The following is a 24,428-nucleotide window of genomic DNA, read 5'->3' as shown; positions in this document are numbered from 1 at the left end:
ATTTTAAAAAAATTAAAAATGGTGTTTATCAAACAGACCTAAGATAAGAAGTGGATAAGCTACCGCATGCTTTCTGAAATGATTGCGGATCTTTTTTAATGCGTCTTTCATGTAAGAATTAACAGTTTGGGAAGAAATGTTCATTTGAACAGCTGCCTCATCGTATTTTAGCCCCTGTTGATGGCACAGCTGGTAAACCATGCGCTGTTGGGGTGAAAGTTCAGCTATTGCTTGATTCAGCAGGTTGTTGGTTTCATTGTAATCGAGCTGCAAAATGGTGGATTCATCAACCTCAGAAAATATCTTGCTGAACTCGACAGCAGACTTGGTATCCTGTAATTGCTTGCGCACTACATTCAGTGAATGGTTACGAACCAAGCGATTTAAATAGGCTCCAAAGTTTTTAACTTCCGGCAAGCTTTCCCTTGCAAGCCAGATCTTCAAAAAGATATCCTGAACGATCTCGCCTGCGCTCTCTTCCGAATGGGTTATTTTTTTACCGAAACTAAAAACAAAGCGCTGATAATGTTTGAACAAAAGGGTAAAGGCACGTTGATCCCCTTCGGCTATTTGAGCCAGTATTTCTAATTCGTTTACAAAGTGATTCAAAGCCATGCTATTAACGATCCGTTAGTCCGCAATCTAAAAAATATTTGGCATATCTTGGTAGGCCCCGACAATTACAACTATGGATCAGACACACTTATCAGTCTAATTTATAGATGTATTTAAGTGGCAAAATAGTGAAAACTGTTGAAAGAGTATTATGGAGTGAATTACGTTTTATCAACGTTTTTTTAAAAAAAATGGAAAAGAATTATTGCTGTCCAGTAAAAAAAACTTGCCCAATATTTTGTGCCGTCAGAATGTTGATAGAGGGCCTTCCTTTGTTTTTTTCAATACGCCACTATGTTTGAAAAAGCGTTAATTGTCCTTTTTTACAATTATTTAATTCACTCCAATCTCCATCTGGTTTTTTCAGGAATTTGAACAAGTCTACATAGGTCATTAAGTGGTAACGGATTACGGACATCGTATTAGAGTAGGCCCACTTTCGTGTAGCTTTTCGCTGAATGACAGCGACCATGCAACTGCTGATAAATACTTGCAAAGACAGCGCTAGGTCCAGGTGGGTAATATTGACTTTCGCTATAATTTACACCAAAACGCTTTTACTTAACCTTAAGACATCCATTCTTAAGATAATGGAAATGATCTAATGCAGAAAGGAATGGAATGATACTCCAACTATACGCGATTTGATTCTGCATAAACAAAATTTTCTTTGAATTACCACACCAAAGCATTAACAACTGATCATAAAATAATTAGCTATAATTTTGCGCTACAACTAACAAATAATTGTACTTTCATGTGACAGCATTGTATTAATATACGCAGCAATGGAAAAAATAGATATCCTACAAGAAACCCCTATCTATAATGGCAGCCTTGCAATATGGGAGGTAAAAGATACAAATCCGGATCCCAATTTTGCCCTATTCCTGAAACTGGGGAATGATGAAATGCTAATCATCAAATGGGATTTACATGATTTAATCTGGAAACCGAACTTAAATTTACCCGAAGGTTTCTACGAGCGGTTCACTGAAAGCGATAAGAAGGAAATAATAAATTTCATTAAAATTTTAGAAGGAAGAGTTGCGACTGAGCGTGGAATTGAGAATATGAAGATCATCAGCACCAAAATTAAATCGCTTGACTGGTGTGAATTAGAAGCGTTATGCAATGGAATCTAACTAATAAAGACATTGCATTTTTCTTTTCAAAAAAACAGCCGTCACGATTGATCGAAACGGCTATGTAAATGAAATTTCAACTTCCTGTTTTTAATCCTTAGGCTTATTAAAAACAATTGGCTGATCCAGGTTAACCAAGGCAATCATTGCTTTGCAGATAAAATCAGCAACAGCCTGTATTCCCTTTTTATTGATCAACTGGATATCATCTTCTGGAGTATGGTACTGCGGATGTCCTCCCGTGTGAATACCCAACACCGGTATATTTTTATTGTAAAAGGAAACATGGTCAGAACCTCCTACCCCGCCTTCGAAAACGTTGGCATGCAGGTCGGTTTGGGCGGCTATTGATTTCAATAAAGCTACACCATCCGGAAAAGTTCCAGCTCCACCCACATACACGTTCCGACTGCTATCCAAACGACCTACCATGTCCATGTTTACCATTCCTTTAATTGTATTGAGCGGAACCGGCGGATGGTTCACGAAATAGTCAGAACCCAACAACCCTTCTTCCTCTGCCCCAATTGCAATGAGAATCACACTTCGTTTTAATAATTGGCGATTGACTGCAAGTTTACGGCCAATGCTCAGCAAGGCAGCAGTTCCTGATGCATTATCATCGGCTCCGTTATGAATAGCTGACGTATCAGGCTTTTTAGAGCCCGTTTGATAACCTCCATGTCCTAGGTGATCATAATGGGCACCCAATACAATGTATTCCGCTTTTAATACTGGATCAATGCCTTCAATAACTCCTACTATGTTATTTGTTTTTACACTTTCCAATTCCAGATCGACAGAAGCAGTAAGCGGCTTGTTTAAATTCAATGATTTATTATCCGTTGAAGCATATTCCTTTTCAAGCTGTTCAATGGTTTTTCCCGTTGAAGAAAGTAGTTGATTGGCCACGGTACGTTTAATATGTATTACTGGAATGCCTAACGATTTGTCTTTCCGTGGCCTCATATGGGTTAGCTCATCTTTTTCATTCGATTTCAGCCCTGATACAAACAGCACTCCCGCAGCTCCCATATGTTCGGCCTGTTTAGCCTTGGTATAATCAATTGATTGTTCTTTAAGTAATTGCTTAGCAGCTAAAGCATCGGGTAACCCTTTTAATACAAGCACCCATTTCCCTTTCAAATCAAGGCCTGCATAATCGTTGATGCGTAAGGTATCAGCATCCGTTTTAAAGCCGTATCCAACAAACACCACATTGCCCTCCACTGTGCCATTTGCAGAAAAGGCCAAAGGCAAATAATCCTTTTCAAAAGATAATGAAGAAGGCCCAACAGAAAGGCAATTGTTTTTACCGACCTTAAATTTCAGATTTATGTCAAAGGGCTGAAAGTAAGAAGAAGAAAGCGGTTTAATACCCGAGCGCTTAAATTGAGCAGCAATGTATTTACCTGCTTCTTTACATTGAGTAGTTCCTGGAAAACGCCCTTGCATATTGTCGGAAGCAAGAAACTCAAGATGCTTAATCAGCTCATTTGAAGTGATTTCAGTTTGAGCAATTGCAAAATGACTTAAAAAAGAGATCGATACCCCAACAAGAAAAAATACTGATTTTTTATTCATGCCTTAATTTAATGGAAAAAGATTAAGGCTAAGATCTGATAATTTAAACTTATACCGAAATCTTATCCTGGTACACTAAACCTTAAAGGCATTGTGACACTCCCACTCCATCAACACCCAACAGCGACTTAAAACACACTGGATCAAATACATACAAAACTAACTAATTCTAAAACAAATATTAACAATGGTTAATATATATTCCCTTCAGCGTCATTGATTTTATATAAAATACTAAACATTAATTAACAAGAATGACCAGAATTCCCTACACAGGCAAAAAAAACGCCGAAAAATTTAGAGAGGGCCATATTTACAAGTATTTGACTGGCAGCAATTTGAAATTTATGCTAATTAATTTGCAAGAAAAGGATGCAATGGGAACAAAGCTTGATATTAAATAACCGGTTTGGTTTAATTGATAGACTATGCCCGGCTCCCGCCGGGCTTTTCTTTTTTTTGTAAAAACAGTCAGCTATCACCGGACTCTCTCAGCCACAACAAACATCAAAAATGTTTTCTTGCACAAGTATTAACAATAGTCATCTTATTTTCTTTAAACTCACTCTTACATTATCTGAAATACTAAACATTAACCAGCAAGCTTGTCTAGAAAAAAATACACCTTGCCAGAAAAGCGGCCAAACAACTACAGAAACCACATTTACACAAGTATTTGATTGGCAGTAATTTGAAGTTTTTGTTAATATTTTTTTAAGAAAAGAGCGAATCGGAATAACGATTGATAATGAATGACCGGTTTGGTTTAATTGATAGACTATGCCTGGCTCCCCGCTGGGCTTTTCTGTTTTTTAATAAATAGCCGCCTGTGGTGGGCGGCTTTTTTATTGCAACTACCTCAAAACAATGGATCATATCCAAAACAATCCACAGAGCACATTTTACTTCAGCACATCAAAAGAATAAATCCTTCGATTCAACTGTTTTTCTAAAAAAAAATAGCTGCCACAAATAAGTGACAGCTATTTTAAAACGAAAGCGAAAAAGCCGATTATCGACCGATTTAGTTTAATCTATTACCAGAATACGGTGTACAAGGCAACCAATAAGCCGCAAATGATTAATGCGCCAACAGCAAAGCCAGGCGAGGTTTTAAACATACTCGTATCCACTTCCAAGCCTTTCGCTTTTTTAACTTTTCTAGCTGTAGTCGTTTCTGCTGCAATTATATCATCGGCATAAACAGGTATTTCTTCATCCTCAACCCATTCTTCCACAACTTCAGTTTTTCTGCTTTCAATCATACTGATAATATACATCGACACAACACAAATGATAAATACAAAACCCATACGATCTAAAAATGGGATTTCGAAAACACCTGTACCATTGTCTTTTGAAAAACCTGTTGAAGCCAAAAATGACAGATCGGCAAAGGTTGGCAATAATTTAAAGAATACCGATAAAGCGAAACCACCGATTGTAGCAAATAAGGCAGCATTTGAAGTGGTTCTTTTCCAGAAGAATCCTAGGATAAACATGGCAAAAATACCCGGCGATACAAATCCCGTATATTCCTGAATGTATTGGAAACCTCCTTTTTTATCAATACCTAAGTTTGGAGCAATGACAATAGCTAACAACATGGCTATGATAACCGTTGCCTTGCCAATCCATACTAGTTTCTTTTCGTTAGCATTGATATTTATTACTTTTTTATAGATATCAAGTGTAAAAATGGTAGCAATACTATTGGCTTTTCCTGCTAATGAGGCTACAACTGCGGCCGTTAAGGCTGCAAATGATAAACCTTTTAATCCTGCAGGTAATAAATTCAACAAAACAGGATAGGCTCTGTCGGGGTTAACTTCGCCCCCCTGAAGCATTTCCGTCTGGAAAGCACCTTCTCTGTACAACAGATAAGCGGCAATACCCGGCAATACTACGATCACCGGCATCAACATTTTTAAAAATGCCGCGAATAAAATACCACTTCTTGCTGTTTTCAAATCGGCTCCTAATGCACGTTGCGTGATGTACTGATTACAGCCCCAGTAATTCAAATTCACGATCCACATACCTCCAATTAACACCGTAAGACCTGGCAAATCCATGTAGTTAGGGTTATCTTTTTTGAAGACCATATGAAAATGCTCCCCGGCTTTTTCAGTCAAAAAGCTGAAACCGTTTAACACGCCTGAAGTACCGTAGTGAGTCGCTACCATGTTTAAGGCTAAATAAGTCGTTACTAAACCACCTAGAATCAAAAAGAAAACCTGAATTACATCGGTATAACCAATTACCTTCATACCTCCCAGCGTTATCACAACGGCAAAAATAGCCAAGGCAAACATGCACAGATTTAAGCTGATTCCCGAAATACTATTGATAGCCAGGGCACCCAGATAGAGGATAGAAGTTAGGTTCACCACCACATACAGCAACAGCCAAAACACCGCCATAATCATACTTACGGTTGAGTTATAGCGCTGGTTAAGAAATTGTGGCATGGTGTAAATCTTGTTCTTCAGATAAACCGGAATAAAGAAAATAGCCACAATCATTAACGTTGCCGCCGCCATCCACTCGTAGGTAGCAATGGCCAGCCCCAACTTAAAACCAGAGCCGCTCATGCCGATAAACTGTTCGGCCGAGATGTTAGAGGCGATTAATGAAGCACCAATAGCCCACCAGGTTAAAGACCCTTCTGCCAGAAAATAATCTTTAGAACTTGCATTTGCCGTTTTTTTACGGCGATACACCCAAAAACCATAGGCTGCAATAATGAGAAAATAAACAAGGAAAACGATATAATCCTTGGTTTCAAGTGTTTTCATAAATTAGTTTAGATTGAGATAGATAATTTAATTGGTTGTTTTTACTAATCTGCAATATGGTAAATATTACGATTATTAAAAGAGCTCCAATCATTTTATTAGAGCTCTTTTTTAAATTAAATAAACCGGTTAATCAGATTTTCCAAATACTCCTGCTTCCCGCTTCTTACTTCGGGTTCACCGAATTCAATCGCATATTCTCTTAAATCTTCCAATGTAAGCTTTCCTTGTTCAAACTCTTTTCCTTTCCCACTGTCAAATGAGGCATAACGTTCTAGCCTGATTTTAGTATAATCTGATTTTTCAAGAATAACATTGGCAATGAGGAGAGCGCGGGCGAAAGCATCTGCGCCACCGATGTGGGCGTAGAACAGGTCGGCAGGATCAGTAGAGTTTCTACGGATTTTAGCGTCGAAATTAACACCTCCGCCTTGCAATCCTCCCGCCTGTAAAATCACCAGCATAGATTCGGTTAGTTCATTTAAGTTAGTTGGAAACTGGTCGGTATCCCATCCGTTTTGATAATCACCTCGGTTGGCATCAATTGAACCCAATAAACCAGCATCAGCAGCAACCTGTAGTTCATGCTGGAAGGTATGCCCCGCCAATGTAGCGTGGTTTACCTCAATATTCAGCTTAAAATCAGCCAACAAATCATGCTCACGCAAAAAGCCAATGACTGTAGCCGCATCATAATCGTATTGATGTTTTGATGGCTCGCAAGGCTTAGGTTCGATAAAGAATGTTCCTTTAAAACCCTGAGAACGCGCATAATCGCGGGCTGTGCGTAAAAATTCGGCCAAATGCTCCTGCTCGCGTTTCATATTGGTATTCAGCAGGCTCATGTACCCTTCTCTACCTCCCCAAAAAACATAATTTTCGCCATTTAATGCAATTGTTGCATCTAGGGCAGCTTTTACCTGCGCAGCTCCATGCGTCAACACATGAAAATCGGGATTGGTAGCCGCACCATTCATATACCTGCGATGCGAAAACAAATTGGCAGTACCCCACAATAGCTTCACGCCGGTTTCAGCCTGCTTTTCTTTCGCATATTCGGTGATGGCATTTAACCTTTTTTCGTTTTCAAGAATACTGTTGCCAAAATCAACCAGGTCAACATCGTGAAAACAGTAGTAAGGAAGATTTAACTTAGAGAGCAATTCAAAAGCGGCATCCATTTTATCCTTTGCACGATCTACCGCACCGGCTTTTTCATTCCATGGGAAAACATGCGTGGCTTCACCAAACGGATCGGCACCATTGCCACAGAATGAATGCCAATAGGCTACCGCAAAACGCAGATGTTCTTTCATGGTTTTCCCCGCCACGACCTTATTTTCGTCGTACCAGCGATAAGCCAACGGATTGTCAGATGAGGCACCTTCGTATTTAATTTGATCAATGCCTTTAAAATATTTTTTGTTACCTAAAACGACTGTTGACATACTGTTTCTTTTTGTTCGTTATCAATAGATTGTTTGTTCAATAGTTCTTCCCAATGCTGGTATGCCGATTCATAAGCATCAATATTTGTCGGTTCAACCATTTTTACCGGGAGCAGATTCGTAAATGCATCGGATGCTGAGGCAAAAGCCTTTACTCCGATACCGGCACCTAAAGCAGCACCAATGCTACCGTCGTTTTTGTACAACTCAACCGGAACACCGGTGGCATTTACAAAGGCTTCGGTAAATAATTCGCTCAAAAATAGATTGGCCATACCGGCCTTAATAATTTGCGGATGCATGCCATTTGACCGCATTATATCCAGCCCGTAGCGAAAAGCAAAGGCAATTCCTTCTTGAGTGGCTCTGAAAATATGTGCTTTTGTATGTTTATTCAGATTAATATTATGAATATGAGCGCCAATAATTCTATTGTTCAGCATGCGCTCTGCACCGTTACCAAAAGGAAGAATTTTTAAGCCGTCGCTTCCAATGGCTATTTGACGCGCCTCCTCATTCATTTCAGCATAACTGAGGTTGGAATCAAATGTATCTTTAGTCCAACGGTTGATAATTCCTGTGCCATTTATGCATAACAAAACACCTAAGCGTTTACTTGCGGAGGTGTAGTTGACATGAGCAAAAGGATTTACACGCGATTGAGGATCAGAGGTAAGTTCATCGCTTACGCCATAAATCACACCTGAGGTTCCGGCTGTGGCAGCTACTTCACCCGGATTGAGCACATTTAACGATAATGCGTTATTGGGCTGATCTCCTGCCTTATAACTAACCGGAATCCCTGGTTTCAGGGAAAGTTGTTGAGCTATGTCGTTCTTCAACTCCCCGTAAATTGAAAACACAGGTCGAATGGAAGGAATTACACTGCGATTAAATCCAAAGTAATTCATGACATCTGCCGATACATCATTGGTTTCGAAATCCCAGAAAATGCCTTCGGATAAGGAGGAAATGTTAGTGGTGATTTCGCCGGTCAGTTTCATGGAAATAAAATCACCAGGCAACATCACTTTATCAATTTGCTCATAAACAGCAGGTTCATTTTTTTTCACCCATGCCAATTTTGAGGCGGTAAAGTTTCCGGGAGAGTTTAACAGCTTGGAAAAGCAGTTCTCCGGACCAATGGCAGCAAAAGCCTGTTCTCCAATGGCCACAGCCCTACTGTCGCACCAAATAATAGCATCACGTAATACATTCTGCTGCTTATCAACAACCACCATTCCGTGCATTTGATAAGCAATGCCGATAGCTCCTATTGCCAAAGGATTGTATTTTTTGCTTGAATGAACCCGTAAAATAGCCTTTTGAACATGTTCCCACCAGGTTTCCGGCGACTGTTCGGCCCAGCCAGGCTGGTGCGAAATAATGCTCACTTCTTTATCGGGATATTGCGCAGATGCCAGGCATTGTTGCGAAGCCGAATCAACAACCGAAACTTTTATAGAGGATGTTCCTATATCTATTCCTAATAACAGCATGTTTTTTATTTTTTTCTTAGGCCAGTTTTCTGTTTAGCATTCGCTTTTTTGAAAGCAATCGACAGTTCTGCCATTACGGGTAAGTGATCAGAAGGATAAGGTTCCTGCAGTACACGATGACTGATAACATGGCATGAATCAGATTTTCGATAAGCGATGAAATCAATAGTTTCAGTGGGTTTGTCGGAAGGGATTGTATAGCCGCAATCATTCAAACAAGATCGTTGGAAATTTTGATCGAGCACCTGAATAACCGGACTTCCTGTTTCACTATTTAAATCACCGGCCAGTACCAGCGGAAACGGACTATGACTGATCAGACTATCAATTGTTTTAATTTGCAACATACGACTGGCGTGATCTTTTTCTGCATCTAAGTGAGTGCAGGCGAAAAGCATTTTTTTATGCTCATCAATCCGAAGGTAGCCAAGGGCAAGCGCTCTACGTTCAGCATGATTGTTTGCTGAAGGAAGGTTGTACGTTTTAACAGAATCAAACGGAAATTTGGACAAAATAGCGATGCCATAACCACCTCCGTCGAAATCAATAGCTTTCCCGAAATAATAATACATCTTGGTCTTCTCACCGAGTTCCTTAGCCTCATTCATCATTTTTCCGGAACGACGTGTATTCACATCTACTTCCTGTAAGGCGACCACATCAGGCTTATATTTATTAATAAGCGCTGCTATGGTATCAACATCAATCGCTTCAGGATGCGTAGGCGGACTGGCGTGCCGGATATTGTAGGTCATTACCTTGAGCTGTTTTTGCTTGCCTTGAGAAAAACCTTTTACCGAAAACAAACAAACCATGCTCGCCAGCAATGCGTTTCTTAATAACATATATTTATTTTTGATAACGTTCTTTTTAACTACCTACTGCTTCTTAATTACCATTGCGCCTTTACTTACCTGAACCTTAACAGTCTGTTCCTTTATCAAAACAGTACTTTTACTTACCTGTGCCACACCATCAAGTGTTACTCCAGGCTGCCCACCACCTACGCTTATCTGTACTTTCCCTGTAGGCAGGTAAGATTGTCCGTACTCATTCACAAGCATCAGTTGTTCAGGAGTAAGTTCAAATTGAACCAATTTTGTTTGTCCCTTTTTCAGGAAAATACGTTGAAATCCTTTCAATGCACGAATTGGAGCTTGTTCTTTAACATCAGGGTATGATACATACAGCTGCACTACTTCTTCCCCATCGTAAGCTCCGGTATTGGTAACAGATGTTGATACAGTAATGGATTTACCTTTTTTCGCTTCAGTTGGAGCGTTTAAAGATGCATATTTAAACGTAGAATAACTTAGGCCGTAACCGAATGGATATAAAGCGTCTCCCTTGAAGTAGCGATAGGTATGACCTTGCATGTTATAATCTTTAAAGCCAGGCAAATCCGCATCACTTTTGTAAAAAGTTACTGGTAAACGACCAGCCGGATTATAATCGCCAAAGAGCACATCCGCTACCGCTGTCCCTCCACTTTGACCTCCATACCAGGCGTTCACAATGGCAGGAATATTTTGTTGCTCCCATGGCAGGGCAATAGCACTACCCGTAAGCATTACCATTACAACCGGCTTCCCTGTAGCTTTTAACTCTTTTAACAAAGCAGTTTGTATTGCAGGCAGCATAATTGAAGAACGATCGCCACCATCAAAACCTTCAACATTTACCGGCATTTGCTCGCCTTCCAGTTCAGGAGAAATTCCACCCACAAAAACAATGGCATCTACATCGGCCACTCTTTTCGCGACGGCAGGCAAGTCAGCTTTTTGAATGGATCCTTTCTGCATACGAATCAAGGCTCCATCTTCGTTTTGCCAGTATTCCAATACCATTTTGTAATCGACACCTTTACGGGCTTTCCATTTAAAAATGCGTTTAACCGGGTCGTAATTCCAGTGATTAACTACCAGACTGTCGTTGATGAACAAGCGGTAACCGTCATCACCTTCCATTTGCCAAGAAATGGTTTCATCCTCCTTAACAGAAAAATTAGTCGTAAAACGGGCCGAGAAATGTCTGGCCTGAACTCCAGGAGCTGGTATTTGTCCTTCGGGGTAAACAAAATTGATATCAGCAACCATGGTTTCATAAACAGGGGCTCCTTCCAGTTTATCATTGTTAAAATAGGCGGCCAGTATACCGTGCTGATTCTTGTAAGAATAAAAAGAAGGATCGTTCTCCGGCATAAAAAGCGTTTCACCAACATAATTCACCGCAGGTTCATATACAATTTCAGTATGCGCACCTACCTTATCTCGAATACCATCCAACACCGAAACAATGCGGGAAGGAACACCATTGTAATTGCCCAGCATAGCTGTTCTACTATCGGCATTGGGACCAATAACCGCAATACGTTTAAGCGATTTACTTAGCGGCAATAGTTGATTTTCATTTTTTAATAATACGATTGACTGTTGAGCCATTTTTAACGCGTGAGCTTTATGCTCCGGCGATTCTAATGAACTAAAAGGAACTTTCGTATATTTTACATTTTCTGCCGGATCGAACATACCTAACCTGTATCGAATGGTAAACAAACGCTTCACCGAAACATCAATTTGTTTTTCATCAATCAAGCCAGTTTTAACGGCATCCACCAATGTTTTATATACCGAAGTACCGCATTCCACATCTGTACCATGCATTACTGCATCGGCTGAGGCTTCCGCCCTATTTTTGTGCGTTTTATGGTTTTTTACAAAATCATCAATTGCCCAACAGTCGCTTGTTACATATCCGGTAAATTTCCATTGATTTCGCAGGATATTATTCATCAAAAGGTCATTGGCACAACAAGGCTGCGAGTTCAATGCATTGTAGGCACACATCACGCCGGCAACTTTTGCATTAACTACCAACTCCCTGAAAGCCGGCAAATAAGTATCCCATAAATCATGATCGCTGGGATTGATATTATCAACATGGCGGGTAGGCTCAGGGCCGCTGTGTACCGCATAATGCTTGGCACAGGCTGCCGCAAGGAGGTATTTAGGATCATTTCCCTGCAGGCCTCGTACAAAGGAAGCCCCTAGCTTGGCTGTAAGAAAAGGATCTTCTCCATAGGTTTCCTGCCCGCGGCCCCAGCGCGGATCGCGAAAGATATTAATATTGGGGGTCCAATAGGTAAGACCCAGGTAACGGTCTTTGGTTTTGCCATCAGCAACCGCTTTATTGTTAATCGCGCGACCTTCCATAGCTGAGTATTGTGCCATCAGCTTCAGCGAAGTAGTATCCCAGGTAGCGGCCATACCAATTGCCTGCGGAAACACAGTAGTTTTATAAGGAGTACGGGCTACTCCATGCAGAATTTCATTCCACCACTCGTATGCAGGAATGCCCAAACGCGGTACAGCCGGAGCCGCATTCAGCATTTGAGCCACTTTTTCTTCCAAAGTCAATCTGCTCACCAAATCATTTACCCGTTTTTCCATGGGCAAATGGGCATTCCACATTGGATATTTCTTATAATCTTGTGCCTGTAACAGTGTTGAACAAAACATCAACGCTACCAAAAAACGTATTTTTTTCATGTATTTGCTGTTTTACTAAAATCATTTTAAAATAAGAGAAAACCCAGGCCATTCATAACTGCAACATCAACAAAAATCAAACATGACTTTAGTACCCTGGCATGAGCATAATTGAATTTGCTTAAAAGTATAGCAATTGAATACTTCAACACACAACAAAATTGACTAATAATAATACTATTTTCACTTAGAGGAAGCCTCAGCTGTAGTAGCGGCCTTATCTGTATCTGTAGTATAGAATGATTCGTTTGCAGGATAACTTGAGCAAGAAATTAAAAACCTACAGACTTTTACAACTTATTAGCGCCTGTCACCCCAAAAGGAAGACAGGCACAAGATGGAAAGAATCGTGAATTTTAGCAAATGGAACTATATCCCAATCATCGATTCAACACCAAGCTAATCGGAGCGTAAGCCGGAATGGTTACCTGCAATTTGCCGTTTGTGATGGGTATTTTATTGCCGAAAGGTTCGCCGCGAAGATTTACCGGTTGGGCGTTACTAAATCCGCCGGATGCTGGTAAACGAACCTCCACGGTCCCTGATTTTCCTGTTTGCTCCCATAACCTTAATATGATTCCATTTCCATCGGGATTAGGACCGAATGCCGTAACGGCAATACCTTTTTCAGACAATTGAATACCTGATTGCGTAGTAGGCAATTGTCCTTTTTGAAGTTTGGATCCGGCAGCTTGCAGCGGAATCCTTGTTTCCATGGCAGGCGTAATCAAGGATGATTCTGTATTGAACTTCTCAAAACTCCAAAGCCTTACACTGGCGCTCATGCGTTGTCCGTTGCCGATCCATGCCGGAAAATTAGTACGCCAATGATTATTGTACAAGTTCAGGTATATCCAAGACTTACATGGGGCAAAATGACTATCAAATTTATACTCCCCCGGGGCTCCAACACTTAGCAATGGAGCATCAGGGGAATAAAAGCCCACGCCACTACCAGAAAGACTATCGTAAACAGCGGCACCGTTATTAACCCACCACAAATGATGATTAGCATTTTCGATGTTCATATCTGTAGCAGGATTGGCAACGCCTCCCAATCGACCAAGCTGAAATACCGGATTGGCTACTTTAAAAGGCAGGCACAACCAGGCCGCTTCGGGCCATGAATCGGGTTGTTTTTGCCAACTGAGTGCCACATCAGCCACAGGCTCGTATCCGCTCAATGATAAGGAAATGCTTATTTGCTGAGGAGCGCCGGCATTGTACAACGTACAAGTAAGCACTGCTTTTACGTCAATTTCAGAAAGCTGAAAATCCAATGTCATATTTTCGGGCTGCGAGGTGCTATAGGTACCATCTTGCGGCATATCGTAAGCCACAAAAGCAAATCGATGGGCCTTGTACTGCGGATAGAGCGAACGCTGAAGCCATTCGTCAAGTTGTGCATAACCGAATCGTTCATGAAAATACTGACCAAAACCCTGTGGAGCTTCACTATCGACCAACTCGCGCCCGCTACGCTTATCAACAAGACTTACAATTCGACCTTTTTTCGCATCCAATATGGCTTTAAAAAACGGGCTTTCCATTACACCTTCTTGTTTATTGAAGGAAAGAAGGGGCTTCTTAGCAACCTCTTTGGATGCGATAAACGTGCGATATCCCATAGACGGAATATCGGGAACAAAAAAACGGCTAAAAGGCTGTTTGTCTTCGATTGCCCCCAATTCATGAGAAACGGCAATCGGCTCACCGCCATCAGCCGGCTTAAGCGAAACGTATTCATTTCCAAACAGAAGTCGGCTGTCGAACTGAATTTCTCCACCACGCTTCCAGGGCAGGGGATTATAAACCATAATACGATTTCCATCTATCTTTACATTATCAGCCAGTGTTGCAACCGCATCTTTATATGGATTATCAACAAGTTGTTGCACTTTTTCAATGTAACCGGCATGGTCAGCCCATGATTTTTCAAGCAATGAATACTGAGGAGGCAGCCCTTTTCCCCACTGCTCCTGCCATGGTTTTCCATAAGGTAATTTCACATAATGCTGATTGGCCAGCCCCCAGGTATGTTCACTATACAGCAGGCTGTTTTCATAGGCATCGGCCACTTTGCTGGAAATATCCGGATTGTAGATCCCCCATAATTTTTCCAGATTGGCAAGCTCATCAAGCCCTGCTATTGAAGGGCGAATATGCGTGGCCAGTTTGCTCGCTTCCGGTATTGCCATCGTTCCATGAATCCAAGGATCACCAATATCACTGCGTACAACTGGCAACTTACTCAAATCTTCCTTCATCACCAGGTGGGCAAAATCATCTAATGCTCCTACAGTGGCTTTGATCCCCATTTTTTGATAAAAAGCAATATCCTTGGCCACCGTTTCAGGAGAAGGAGGCCCCTGATTGTCGCCGGTCATGCTAACGTAAACCCATGTTTTAAAAGGCCAATTAGCAGGAGGCAAAGGACTACTACCGTATCCGTTATTATATAGAGTAAGAAGCCTTGATCCGTCAGGGCCCTCCCACCAAAAAAATGGAGGTAAACCAAATGTTTTGTTGACTACTGGCCCGCCCATGTGGTAAAACTTAATGCCTGCACGGGTAAGCAAAGTGGGTATGATCCAACTTTGCCCTGGAACATCACTCATTTTGGCACTGATTGGCAAAGGCAGATGATATTTACGGGCAAGGGTGGAAGATATATTAAGCCCCCGCACCAGATCTTCGGGTTCCGAAGTCTCTACGTGCATACTGAAAGGGAAAGCATGAACGGTAAGATTACCTTTTTTTATGGCCTCTTCTATTTTCCGTTTGCGGTCAGGCAACTGTCCCTCCCACAATATTTGCTTCATGGGCCAGCCTGATACTGTCCAAACAAACTGTTTGTCGTTAGGTTGATCTTTATTTTTTTCTATGGCATCCAATACCTTGTCGGCCATAGCCGTTCGATAGTCGTGAACCACTTGTTGTACCGTTTCGCTGTACCCTATGTCAAAGTGCGTTTTGTACACAATAATCACTTGCTTTAAAGCTGCAGGTTTAACCTCATGCTGTGCACCTGCATTAGCGGCCAGCGGCGATGATCCAGGCAATGTATTAAGTGGATCATACTCCTGCGCCCTTAGCATCAGCGAAGTACAAACCAATAGAGATGATGCCACTGTTGTAATTACATAATTCATTTTAAGAATTTTCATTTGCCAAGCTTGTTATTTATTATGATGCCATTTAAATTTCTTTAAAAATATGAGGATTGGAGGCTACAACCCACACCAAGATTGACTAATAAGTATGTTATTTATACAGGAAGAAAGTTCGAATTTTGTTGCGGGTATTCGGAATGCGACTCAAACATTTTTTCAGAACTATTATTTTGCTTTTAATAACCCTCCTGCCCCCTTTGGTTTCTCCCCGAATGTTTCCTGGAAAAATATAGCATGATCACTCTATTTATCACTCCCCTTGCGCTGCGCCTCTGCTTGACTGTTAATTTTTTCACGTTGCCACTAGAGAAAAGTTCATCTCAATAAAAAATCCCGGCTACTTTCGTAACCGGGATCATGTTTTAAACAGGTCGATTCATCATTTATTAACTATTGCAATGGATCGAAAGTACCGCCCCATTCTTTGTTTTGTGTCAGCACATTTTTCGATTGAGAAATTTGGCCTGGAGGAATTGCATAAAACCAATGATTAAGATCCAGATTAAATTTATAGGCAGGATCGTTATCTAGATTATCGATATAAACCCCAGTGAATTTAGCCCTGGTCGTTGCATTCATAATATTTTCAGATGGAGTAACCGTTTGACCAGGCTTAAGTGTAGTGTATAAAGCATGCTTATATACCTGACTGTTCAAAAGATCGTATCGTTTCCACCGTCTTAAATCTCCCAAACGCTTGTTCTCAAAGGCAAATTCTACCTGACGCTCATTAATATAAGCATCACGAATTTGAGCTGTACTTGTAGCTGTAATACCGTAAGTGTCAGCTCCGGCAAGGATACCAGCTCGTTTACGGATATCTTTCAATACCTGCAAGGCCTCGCTGGTTTTACCTAACTCGTTGGCACATTCACCGTAGTTCATTAGCACTTCGGCATACCTAATAACCGGCCAATCTGTTTGCCCTTGGTTGTATAATCCGAGAACCAAAGTTGTATCTAAACCTTTTCGATCCCAAAATCCTGTTTGTCCACCACCTGTCATGTTAACTTTGCCATCATTATGAATTGTAGGAATAGCACTTTTATAATTAGTACCATCAAATTGCCAAACTTCCCAAAAGCTATTTCCTTTTACATATATTGGAGTAACTTCATCAGGAGTTGGATAAGGTGTACCTCCACAGAAAACAGTAGCATAAAATCTGGAATCTCTATTGGTATAAAAATCAGTCATAAACTGCTGGTTATAAGCAGGATCTGATAACATATTTTTATCAAACTGCATCGGTGAACCATCCTTTTTAGGAAATGCCAATAACATATTCAAGGTAACCTGATTAGCGCCTGTTGCATCTTTTGTGAATGGAATCGGCCGTATTGAATTAAATGCAATTCCTGCACCTGGAAACAGGTATTGGCGAACCATAATAACTTCCTGATTTCTTTCCTGATACCAAATATTTCTAAAATTAGGAAACAATCCGTGTCCTTGTGAAACTGCGAAGTCTTTAGCTGCCTTATTAGCGTCGTATGCAGATTGCCAACGGGTCTGATCATTGCTTGGATTGAATAGAGGACTTGCATAAGTAAGCAACACTTTACCTTTTACTGCCATGGCTGCCACTTTTGTAATGCGACCAAAATCAGCATCGATATATTTACCAGGTAAAGCAGCAATTGCATCATCCAGATCCTTGATAATCTGCGTTACACACTCCGAAGTTTTATTGCGTGGCTGAAATAAACCTGTCACATCTTTTTCATTCTGCGTATGTAGAATTAAAGGCACCCCTCCAACATTTTGCACCATACCCCAATAAGCCCATGCACGCCAGAATTTGGCTTCGCCAATGAATTGAGATTTCATTTGAGTCGATAAAACAGATTCTGGAACCGTTTCTATATTATCCAGGAAAAAATTGATTTTATCAATCCAGGTATAACTTAAACCACTGGTGGTCGCATCAACGCTGATGATTCCGCGCTGATAATTACCTAAGGTTTTCGAGCCATTATATCCTTCATCAGTAGCATTTCCATCAAAGGCCCAACCTGGCATTTGACCACCATAAATATCAGTCAAAAAGGCCTTAATCATGTTAGGGTCCTTCCATACATTGTCAGGAGCGATGGCGCCATTATTAGTATAATCCAATCCATCTTTTTTACAGGATAGGGTTGTTAATGCTAAAGCAAGACAAAAGGTTAATAATTTTGGTATTTTATAAGGTAATTTCATATTTCAAGTATTTTTAGTGATTAAAGCGTGAGATTTACTCCAAAGTTTAATGTCTTCATATTAGGATATGAATAACCGTCACTCATTTCCGGATCATAATATTTTTTCGCGAAATTACTGAGTATAAACAGGTTTGATCCGCTGAAATATAATTTCAAATTTGAAACTCCAACTCTATTCGTATATTTTTGAGGAATTGTGTAGCCAACGTTTAATAATCTTAAACGTAGGAAGTCGGCTCTCTTCAACCAGAAAGTACTGTTGTTAAAATTTACCCCTCTAGTTCCGTCGTTTGCAGAATAACGATATGGAAGTGTTGCATTTGGAGTTGCAGGGGTCCAACTATCAGTAGCCCAATTTGCCCACATTCTGTTCCACTCTACACCACCTGCAAGATCGCTCATGTATTTATATTGGTGGAGATTGCCACTGAAAGAAGCATCCAAAGAGAAGCCTTTCCAATCGAAACCAAGGTTTAAACCAAGAGCAAGAGGGTTATTGTTCTTTTTGACCACTTTTTGATCCCAATTATCAACAGTGCCGTCAGGAGTACCGTTAGGACCGCTTAAGTCTTCATAGATTAACTGACCCAAAGCAGGTGCAATACCATAGTATTTATAATTGGGCTTAGCTGCTTTTAATGCATCTAAATCCGCCTGAGTACGAATCATGCCGATTACTTCATTTGTAACAATCCTTGAGGTTGACATTCCTAAAGCTTTTTGCCAAGGATATGTTGGGTTCTCATCAAGAGTATTATATTTTGCCCCTCCATAAGATAGGTTCAGATTGGCATAATAGTTAAAGTTGCGCACTTTATTAGTATAGCCAAAATTCATTTCTAAGCCACGGGCAGCAATTTCACCGTAGTTAGATTGAGGTAATGTACGGCTGAATGTAGGAGGAACCGTGGCAATACGTTGACCCAAGATATTAGTAGTCTTTACTGAATAATATTCGGCACTTGCATTAAAATGAGATAAGAAATTAACATCTACACCAATATTGGTATTAAATGTTTTTTCCCAGGTTAATTGATCATTTGTCAGAGCGCCATAAGTAATTCCGACGTTATTGGCAGGGTTTGTTCCTAAGTAAATGTTATTACCACCTTGGTAAGATTGTTGCCATCCCCAACCACCAATTGCATCATTACCAACAACACCCGCAGAGGCACGTAATTTTAACATATCGATCCCTTTTACTCCTTTAAAGAAGTTTTCCTTAGAAACAATCCATCCTACAGATCCTGCAGGGAAGAAACCCCAACGCTTGTCAGCCGGAAACTTCACAGAACCATCATATCTGCTGGAGAAGTTAGCCAGATATTTGCCATCATAATCATAGAAGAACTGGCCGATATATGACTTGCGTCCGTCAGGTTGAACCGTAGATCCACTTGCATAGTCATCAGCCCTGATATTGCTTGCAAACCCCCATTGATCAGATAAATAAACCGGAAAGTTTTCTCTTCCTCCAGTTATACCACCTCCAACTACCTCAAATCTTTCATAACCTAACAAACCCTTTACACTGTGCTTGCCAAAAGAACGATCATAGTTCGCTTGCACGTTTAACTGATAATCATTACTCCAGTTGTAACTCTCTTGAATATAATTTTTACCAATTTGTGATGATTTTCTGATTGAAGCATATGCAGGATCATTCAAATTGAATATGTGAATACCGGTTTTCGAAGGCATATATAAATTATACTGCGTACCATAAGTTTTGGAACGATCATTCGTATATGATTTATTGAACTGAACCGATGTACTTAAGCCTTGAACAAAAGGTAATCTATAAGTAGCTTTCATGTTTAAAACCGGCTTAATACCATTGCTTTTAACATATCCGCCATCTCCTCTTACTTCTGCACCTACGTTACCAATCCATCCGTAATCAACAGGCTGTCCATAGTTGGTCCAAACCGGTTGGTCAGGTTGCCATACCAATAGTTTGCGGTAAATACCCGAAATATCACCAATAGCCGTATTTGTAGTACTACTATTTAGGTTGTTATTTAATGTAAGACCTGTAAATACTTCTATGTCTTTAGTAATGTCGGCGGTAATATTAGCGCGTAAATTATATTTGTTATATGCTACATTTTGTAAAAATGCATTTTGCTTGGTGTAAGAACCGCCAACAAAATAACGGATCTTATCAGAGCCTCCCGAAGCACTGATGTTATGGGTAGTAACCGAAGGGTCTTGCCATACGGCTTCTAACTGATCGTATCCCCATCCATTGTTTACTCCTTTATAATAATCAAAATCACTCTGAGTCCATGACCAGAAACTATTAGTACCATTCGCTCTATTAAACAATTCCCCACTCTGAATAGCATTAGTTCTGGCGGCATTAGGATTTCTTTTATCTACACCAGTATTAAATGAATAGCTGATCTGAGCTTTTCCTACTTTTCCTCGGCGAGTAGTTACCACAATTACACCGGCAGCGGCACGAGAACCATAAACTGCAGTTGATGCTGCATCTTTTAAAACAGAGATGTTATCAATATCATTCGGACTTAAGTTATTGAAATCACCCGAACCGCTGATCTTACCATCAATCACATACAATACAGGCTGTGAATTCCAAGAACTTCCAGTTCGAATGGCAATACTTGGCTGAGTACCTGGAATACCACTTGGAGTACTTACACGCACACCTGCCATTTGACCGGCTAATAGGTTACCCAAAGTAGTAGTAGGAGAATTACGACGTGTATCATCCATTTTCAGGGTTGCCACTGAACCGGTAAGTAATTCTTTTTTCTGTGTTCCGTAACCCAATACCACCACTTCTTCCAGCTCTTTTGTATTAACATCCATTGTAATGTTAAGCTTAGCCGATTTCGCCTGAATCTTAACCGGATTATAACCAATCATTTCGAACAGGAGCCAGCTGTTACGAGGAACTTTAATTTCAAACTTACCGTCGGCATCGGTAACAGTCCCTTGTTTTTTACCATCAACGGGAGTCACCGTCACGCCGGCAAGCGACGAATTCTGTTCCTTTTCACTTACAGTTCCTTTTACTGTAATTAAATCCTGGGCGTAGGATTCTTTAACTAGGAATATCAGGCTCAGAAAGGCCAGCATCCAGCATAGTAAACGTTTTTGATTCATAGTTATTAATTTATGGTGAAACCCCAAATTGCACACAATAACCATGATCGACCACTCTTAACTTGCCCTCTTCTTATTCTTTTTACGCTTGGCAAACTGCCTGAAGATTCACCATAAAATCCAAAAAACCAGCATTATTGAAAAAGGTTAAGCAAAGCTCAAAAACCGTATTTACAATGCATTTAAAGCCATAAACCTTATAAAAAAATCATAAAAAGACCTACCTCTTTGAAAAGAAAACCAGCGAAAACGCATACAAAAAATAAGCTTCTATGTTAAACAACAATCTAATTTTAACATCTTTTGATGTTTTTTTGCTCTTCCCTGCTTATTTCCTACTCCCTGAATTGCCCGCACAAGGAACGGATACCCATATTTCCTCAGATTATATGTGTAAACAATTATTAAAAGCCAACATGAGCCGAAGACCCTTCGACTACGCTCCGGGTGACAAGTGAAGCGCCAGCCGCCGATAAGAGATAAAGAACAACTAAGCCAATACTGAAATCGTTCGACTGAATCAGAATTTAATTTGAAAAAGGCAATAGATGAACTACCCTGTTTTTGTCATGTTGAGCGGTCGAAGCATCTGCTTCATGATGTTAAAAACCCTTCGACTACACTCAGGGGGACAAGTGAAGCGCCAGCCGCCGATAAGAGATAAAGAACAACTAAGCCAATACTGAAATCGTTCGACTGAATCAGAATTTAATTTGAAAAAGGCAATAGATGAACTACCCTGTTTTTGTCATGTTGAGCGGTCGAAGCATCTGCTTCATGATGTTAAAAACCCTTCGACTACACTCAGGGGGACAAGTGAAGCGCCAGCCGACCACGGAGGCGAAAATTACCGACAGGAGAAAAACGTCAAGAAGGCTCTTTATTAATATAAATAGTTTTGGTTTCACCTGCTTTCACATTCACCTTTTGCCAATTAACAAAACCATTGAGCGGCAAAGGCTTTTTGGCTTGGGCAGCTGTTTCGGATAAAATGGAAACATTGGCATCGTAAGGTGTAGGATTTGTTATACTGATACTTACACCAGATTGATTTCGTTCTATGATTTTTGCTTCGATATGATCCATCACTAAAAAAGTGGAGTCATCGGTATGCAAATAAATACCAGGATTCATGGTAGCGGAAAGCGCTGCCAATATTTCCCAGGCCATATTGGAATCTCCGTAATCTACAAAACCCTGATTATTTCCTTCCCAATCAGATAGCTGCACCCTTTCAGTTACAAAACCACTTTGTGTTCGCAATGGATTATGCGGAGCGCCCACATATTGAATAACGTTATGCGTTTGATCTTTATAAAGTGCTGCAATTTTTTCATCGCCGGTGGCCCGATAAAGCTTTAACAACATGTCGCCGGGCAAAATATAATAACCCGGAGCACTGTGATTATTCTGGGAGCTGGCAAAAATACTGCCTGCGGCATGTGTTCCGGCTTTTTGCATGGCACTCCCCGTCGGAAATTGATAATCATAGGATACCATGTATGTTGACATGTAATTCGCAATAAATTTTGCCTTTTCAATCCATTCGCTTTTTTGAGTAACATCAAAAAGCACCATGCATGCTTCCAGCATATTAACAACCGTTTCGCTATCAGGAGACTGCATGATTTCAGAAGGTCCACCACCTGAATACCCCTTCAGAAAAAAGTTGTTGTAATAGTATGTGGTGGATGTTTCGGCAAGCTCAAGGTATTTTTTATCGTTAAAATAAACCGATGCCAATGCTAATCCTGCACCTGCATAAGCACCAGCCGAAGAACCATTGATATACATCTCCAGATTGTCGGCATTAATAAACTGTCCGAATTGACCGTACTTATTCCAAACCTGCATCAATCCATCGGCACATCTTTTCAGATTCGACTCCCATTGAGGCTTTATCATTTCCTCATGGTGATGTTTTTTAAACATATCAAGTGACTTTACTCCAAAGTACAAAACTTCCATACTTCGGCGCATCATGGCAATATTGGTCAATTTATCCATCTGACCGTGCGGGTCGCCGTAAATTTTTCCGTTTTTATTAATGGCATAAAACAGACCGGTTGGTGCTTGGGCTTTGAAAAGCATGTCGTTAAATGAACGGACCACACGTTCCAACCGTTCAGGGGTATCCATGATTAATTGCGGAAAGGAAAAAGTAGGCAAACCGCTCCAGCCAATTTGGTAAGCATAAGGACTGTCACCTGGCTGAGAACTATAATGAGAACAATAATAAGCAAGGGAATCGTTATTGACCCACCTATTTTTATTGTGCATTTCAACGATCAATCTGGCCGCTTCACTGTAAGGCGTAACGTTTGCAAAACTATTTTGGCCACTCAATGCTTTTCGTTCTGAAAAAACTTTCTGATAAAATTCAGGAAGATTCTTTGCTTTAAAATTGTACAAATTAAAACGGAACACGACCTCATCTCCGGCTTTCCAATCTGCAGCTTTATCACCCGAGGCCGCTCTTCCACACATCACGTACCTTTCTTTTCTCACCCCCGGTGCATTCACAATAAAACTGATCCTTTTGTTCAAACTGTTCACTGCTGCATCTTCTTCTATAATCATCCCGTTATTTCCAAAGCGTGTGGATTGTTCGGTCAGCAACAAAAAACCGGAATGACCCGTAGGGTTAAAAAATCCCATCATCGGAGTTGCTAGATTGCCTGTATTCATTTCCATTTTAGCATGACTCCCATCCGGATTGAGGTGCAAAATATTGGTTGTAGTTACAGGCATATCCATTGGCCGGTCCTTTTCATCATTTATAAAAGGCGGATACTTCTGGGGCAGAATTTTAAACCTATTTCCCCCGTATACCATAGCCGGTGCAAATACATAATTATTAACGGACCATTGATTAAACTCAATCGCCAAAGCCACACCGGCTGATTTTATTTCGCCGCTAACCAATTTGAATTTCAGTTCAGCATTCAATTCATCTTTTTGTGTAGCCGACCGGCTGATCTTTATTTCAGTTTGCCAGGTACAATTTTCGGTCTTCAGCGAGTTGCTGCTAAAACAAAACTTATTTTCAGGTAGATTATTCTCATATTGGGTTACCATTAACCGCATCTTTCCATTCAGGTTCTGCAAAAAATCATTGATAACGGATGGAGTCTTTTCATCCTTTAATGACAACCATGAACCGTTATTTTTTTCTTCAACCTGCGAAAAACCGGGATTGTTGATTATAAGCAGAGCGATCAAAAGCCCTAATTTTCTTCTAATGTTCATAACCAATGGGTTTAAAATTTCGGCTGTCTTGTC

At 40.5% G+C, this 24,428-nt stretch carries 13 protein-coding genes; 2 read left to right on the top strand and 11 right to left on the bottom strand.

Features of this window, described 5'->3' with window-relative positions; translation table 11 throughout:
- Positions 1–12: 12 nt before the first annotated feature.
- Positions 13–615 carry an RNA polymerase sigma factor gene (locus FN756_RS11580; protein WP_142604278.1) on the bottom strand — a complete coding sequence of 201 codons (603 nt, stop codon included), beginning with the start codon at positions 613–615 and terminating at the stop codon, positions 13–15.
- A 788-nt stretch (positions 616–1,403) separates the two neighbouring features.
- Here FN756_RS11580 and FN756_RS11575 point away from each other — a divergent pair.
- Positions 1,404–1,760 (top strand): hypothetical protein, encoded by a 357-nt coding sequence (locus FN756_RS11575; RefSeq protein WP_142604277.1) that lies wholly within the window; start codon positions 1,404–1,406, stop codon positions 1,758–1,760.
- Between the two features lie 90 nt (positions 1,761–1,850).
- Here FN756_RS11575 and FN756_RS14650 read toward each other — a convergent pair whose 3' ends face one another.
- Entirely contained in the window at positions 1,851–3,344 is a 1,494-nt protein-coding gene (locus FN756_RS14650; protein WP_142604276.1) for a M28 family peptidase, read from the bottom strand.
- 254 nt (positions 3,345–3,598) lie between these two features.
- Here FN756_RS14650 and FN756_RS14490 point away from each other — a divergent pair, with 254 nt between their 5' ends.
- Positions 3,599–3,748, top strand: coding sequence for a hypothetical protein (locus FN756_RS14490; RefSeq protein ID WP_185955264.1), 150 nt, complete (start codon positions 3,599–3,601; stop codon positions 3,746–3,748).
- A 633-nt stretch (positions 3,749–4,381) separates the two neighbouring features.
- On the opposite strand, the gene FN756_RS11565 is transcribed toward FN756_RS14490, so the two are convergent.
- The 9 genes from FN756_RS11565 to FN756_RS11525 all read right to left on the bottom strand — a co-directional run bounded on the left by FN756_RS11565 (position 4,382) and on the right by FN756_RS11525 (position 24,395).
- Complete coding sequence (locus FN756_RS11565) at positions 4,382–6,142, bottom strand: sodium/sugar symporter (RefSeq protein WP_142604275.1); 1,761 nt, start codon at positions 6,140–6,142, stop codon at positions 4,382–4,384.
- Between the two features lie 116 nt (positions 6,143–6,258).
- On the bottom strand, positions 6,259–7,590 hold the full coding sequence (gene xylA, locus FN756_RS11560; protein ID WP_142604274.1) for a xylose isomerase: 1,332 nt from the start codon (positions 7,588–7,590) through the stop codon (positions 6,259–6,261).
- On the bottom strand, positions 7,572–9,089 hold the full coding sequence (locus tag FN756_RS11555; protein ID WP_142604273.1) for a xylulokinase: 1,518 nt from the start codon (positions 9,087–9,089) through the stop codon (positions 7,572–7,574). The genes xylA and FN756_RS11555 overlap by 19 nt, the downstream gene beginning before the upstream one ends.
- 5 nt (positions 9,090–9,094) lie before the next feature.
- A complete protein-coding gene (locus FN756_RS11550; RefSeq protein WP_142604272.1) occupies positions 9,095–9,934 on the bottom strand; it encodes an endonuclease/exonuclease/phosphatase family protein in 840 nt (279 codons plus the stop codon).
- Positions 9,935–9,967: 33 nt separating this feature from the next.
- Positions 9,968–12,637, bottom strand: coding sequence for a glycoside hydrolase family 3 C-terminal domain-containing protein (locus FN756_RS11545; RefSeq protein WP_142604271.1), 2,670 nt, complete (start codon positions 12,635–12,637; stop codon positions 9,968–9,970).
- A 380-nt stretch (positions 12,638–13,017) separates the two neighbouring features.
- Positions 13,018–15,804 carry a glycoside hydrolase family 38 N-terminal domain-containing protein gene (locus FN756_RS11540; protein ID WP_142604270.1) on the bottom strand — a complete coding sequence of 929 codons (2,787 nt, stop codon included), beginning with the start codon at positions 15,802–15,804 and terminating at the stop codon, positions 13,018–13,020.
- A gap of 396 nt (positions 15,805–16,200) precedes the next feature.
- Entirely contained in the window at positions 16,201–18,012 is a 1,812-nt protein-coding gene (locus tag FN756_RS11535) for a RagB/SusD family nutrient uptake outer membrane protein (protein ID WP_142604269.1), read from the bottom strand.
- A 20-nt stretch (positions 18,013–18,032) separates the two neighbouring features.
- Positions 18,033–21,146, bottom strand: a complete 3,114-nt coding sequence (locus FN756_RS11530) for a SusC/RagA family TonB-linked outer membrane protein (RefSeq protein WP_185955263.1) — start codon at positions 21,144–21,146, stop codon at positions 18,033–18,035.
- A gap of 867 nt (positions 21,147–22,013) precedes the next feature.
- Positions 22,014–24,395 carry a hypothetical protein gene (locus FN756_RS11525; RefSeq protein WP_142604267.1) on the bottom strand — a complete coding sequence of 794 codons (2,382 nt, stop codon included), beginning with the start codon at positions 24,393–24,395 and terminating at the stop codon, positions 22,014–22,016.
- Positions 24,396–24,428: the final 33 nt, after the last annotated feature.

Source organism: Solitalea koreensis (assembly GCF_900182575.1).
In the GTDB taxonomy this organism is placed as follows: Bacteria; Bacteroidota; Bacteroidia; order Sphingobacteriales; family Sphingobacteriaceae; genus Solitalea; species Solitalea koreensis.
Note: the sequence above shows the minus strand (reverse complement) of the source record. Positions and strands in the feature narration are given on the sequence as shown.

Excerpts from the sequence above, each read along its gene's own strand:
- FN756_RS14490 (WP_185955264.1), top strand. The coding sequence starts at position 3,599 with ATGACCAGAATTCCCTACACAGGCAAAAAAAACGCCGAAAAATTTAGA.
- FN756_RS11580 (WP_142604278.1), bottom strand. The coding sequence starts at position 615 with ATGGCTTTGAATCACTTTGTAAACGAATTAGAAATACTGGCTCAAATA.
- FN756_RS11550 (WP_142604272.1), bottom strand. The coding sequence starts at position 9,934 with ATGTTATTAAGAAACGCATTGCTGGCGAGCATGGTTTGTTTGTTTTCG.
- FN756_RS11540 (WP_142604270.1), bottom strand. The coding sequence starts at position 15,804 with ATGAAAATTCTTAAAATGAATTATGTAATTACAACAGTGGCATCATCT.
- FN756_RS14650 (WP_142604276.1), bottom strand. The coding sequence starts at position 3,344 with ATGAATAAAAAATCAGTATTTTTTCTTGTTGGGGTATCGATCTCTTTT.
- FN756_RS11575 (WP_142604277.1), top strand. The coding sequence starts at position 1,404 with ATGGAAAAAATAGATATCCTACAAGAAACCCCTATCTATAATGGCAGC.
- FN756_RS11530 (WP_185955263.1), bottom strand. The coding sequence starts at position 21,146 with ATGAATCAAAAACGTTTACTATGCTGGATGCTGGCCTTTCTGAGCCTG.
- FN756_RS11555 (WP_142604273.1), bottom strand. The coding sequence starts at position 9,089 with ATGCTGTTATTAGGAATAGATATAGGAACATCCTCTATAAAAGTTTCG.
- FN756_RS11525 (WP_142604267.1), bottom strand. The coding sequence starts at position 24,395 with ATGAACATTAGAAGAAAATTAGGGCTTTTGATCGCTCTGCTTATAATC.
- FN756_RS11565 (WP_142604275.1), bottom strand. The coding sequence starts at position 6,142 with ATGAAAACACTTGAAACCAAGGATTATATCGTTTTCCTTGTTTATTTT.
- FN756_RS11545 (WP_142604271.1), bottom strand. The coding sequence starts at position 12,637 with ATGAAAAAAATACGTTTTTTGGTAGCGTTGATGTTTTGTTCAACACTG.
- FN756_RS11535 (WP_142604269.1), bottom strand. The coding sequence starts at position 18,012 with ATGAAATTACCTTATAAAATACCAAAATTATTAACCTTTTGTCTTGCT.
- xylA (WP_142604274.1), bottom strand. The coding sequence starts at position 7,590 with ATGTCAACAGTCGTTTTAGGTAACAAAAAATATTTTAAAGGCATTGAT.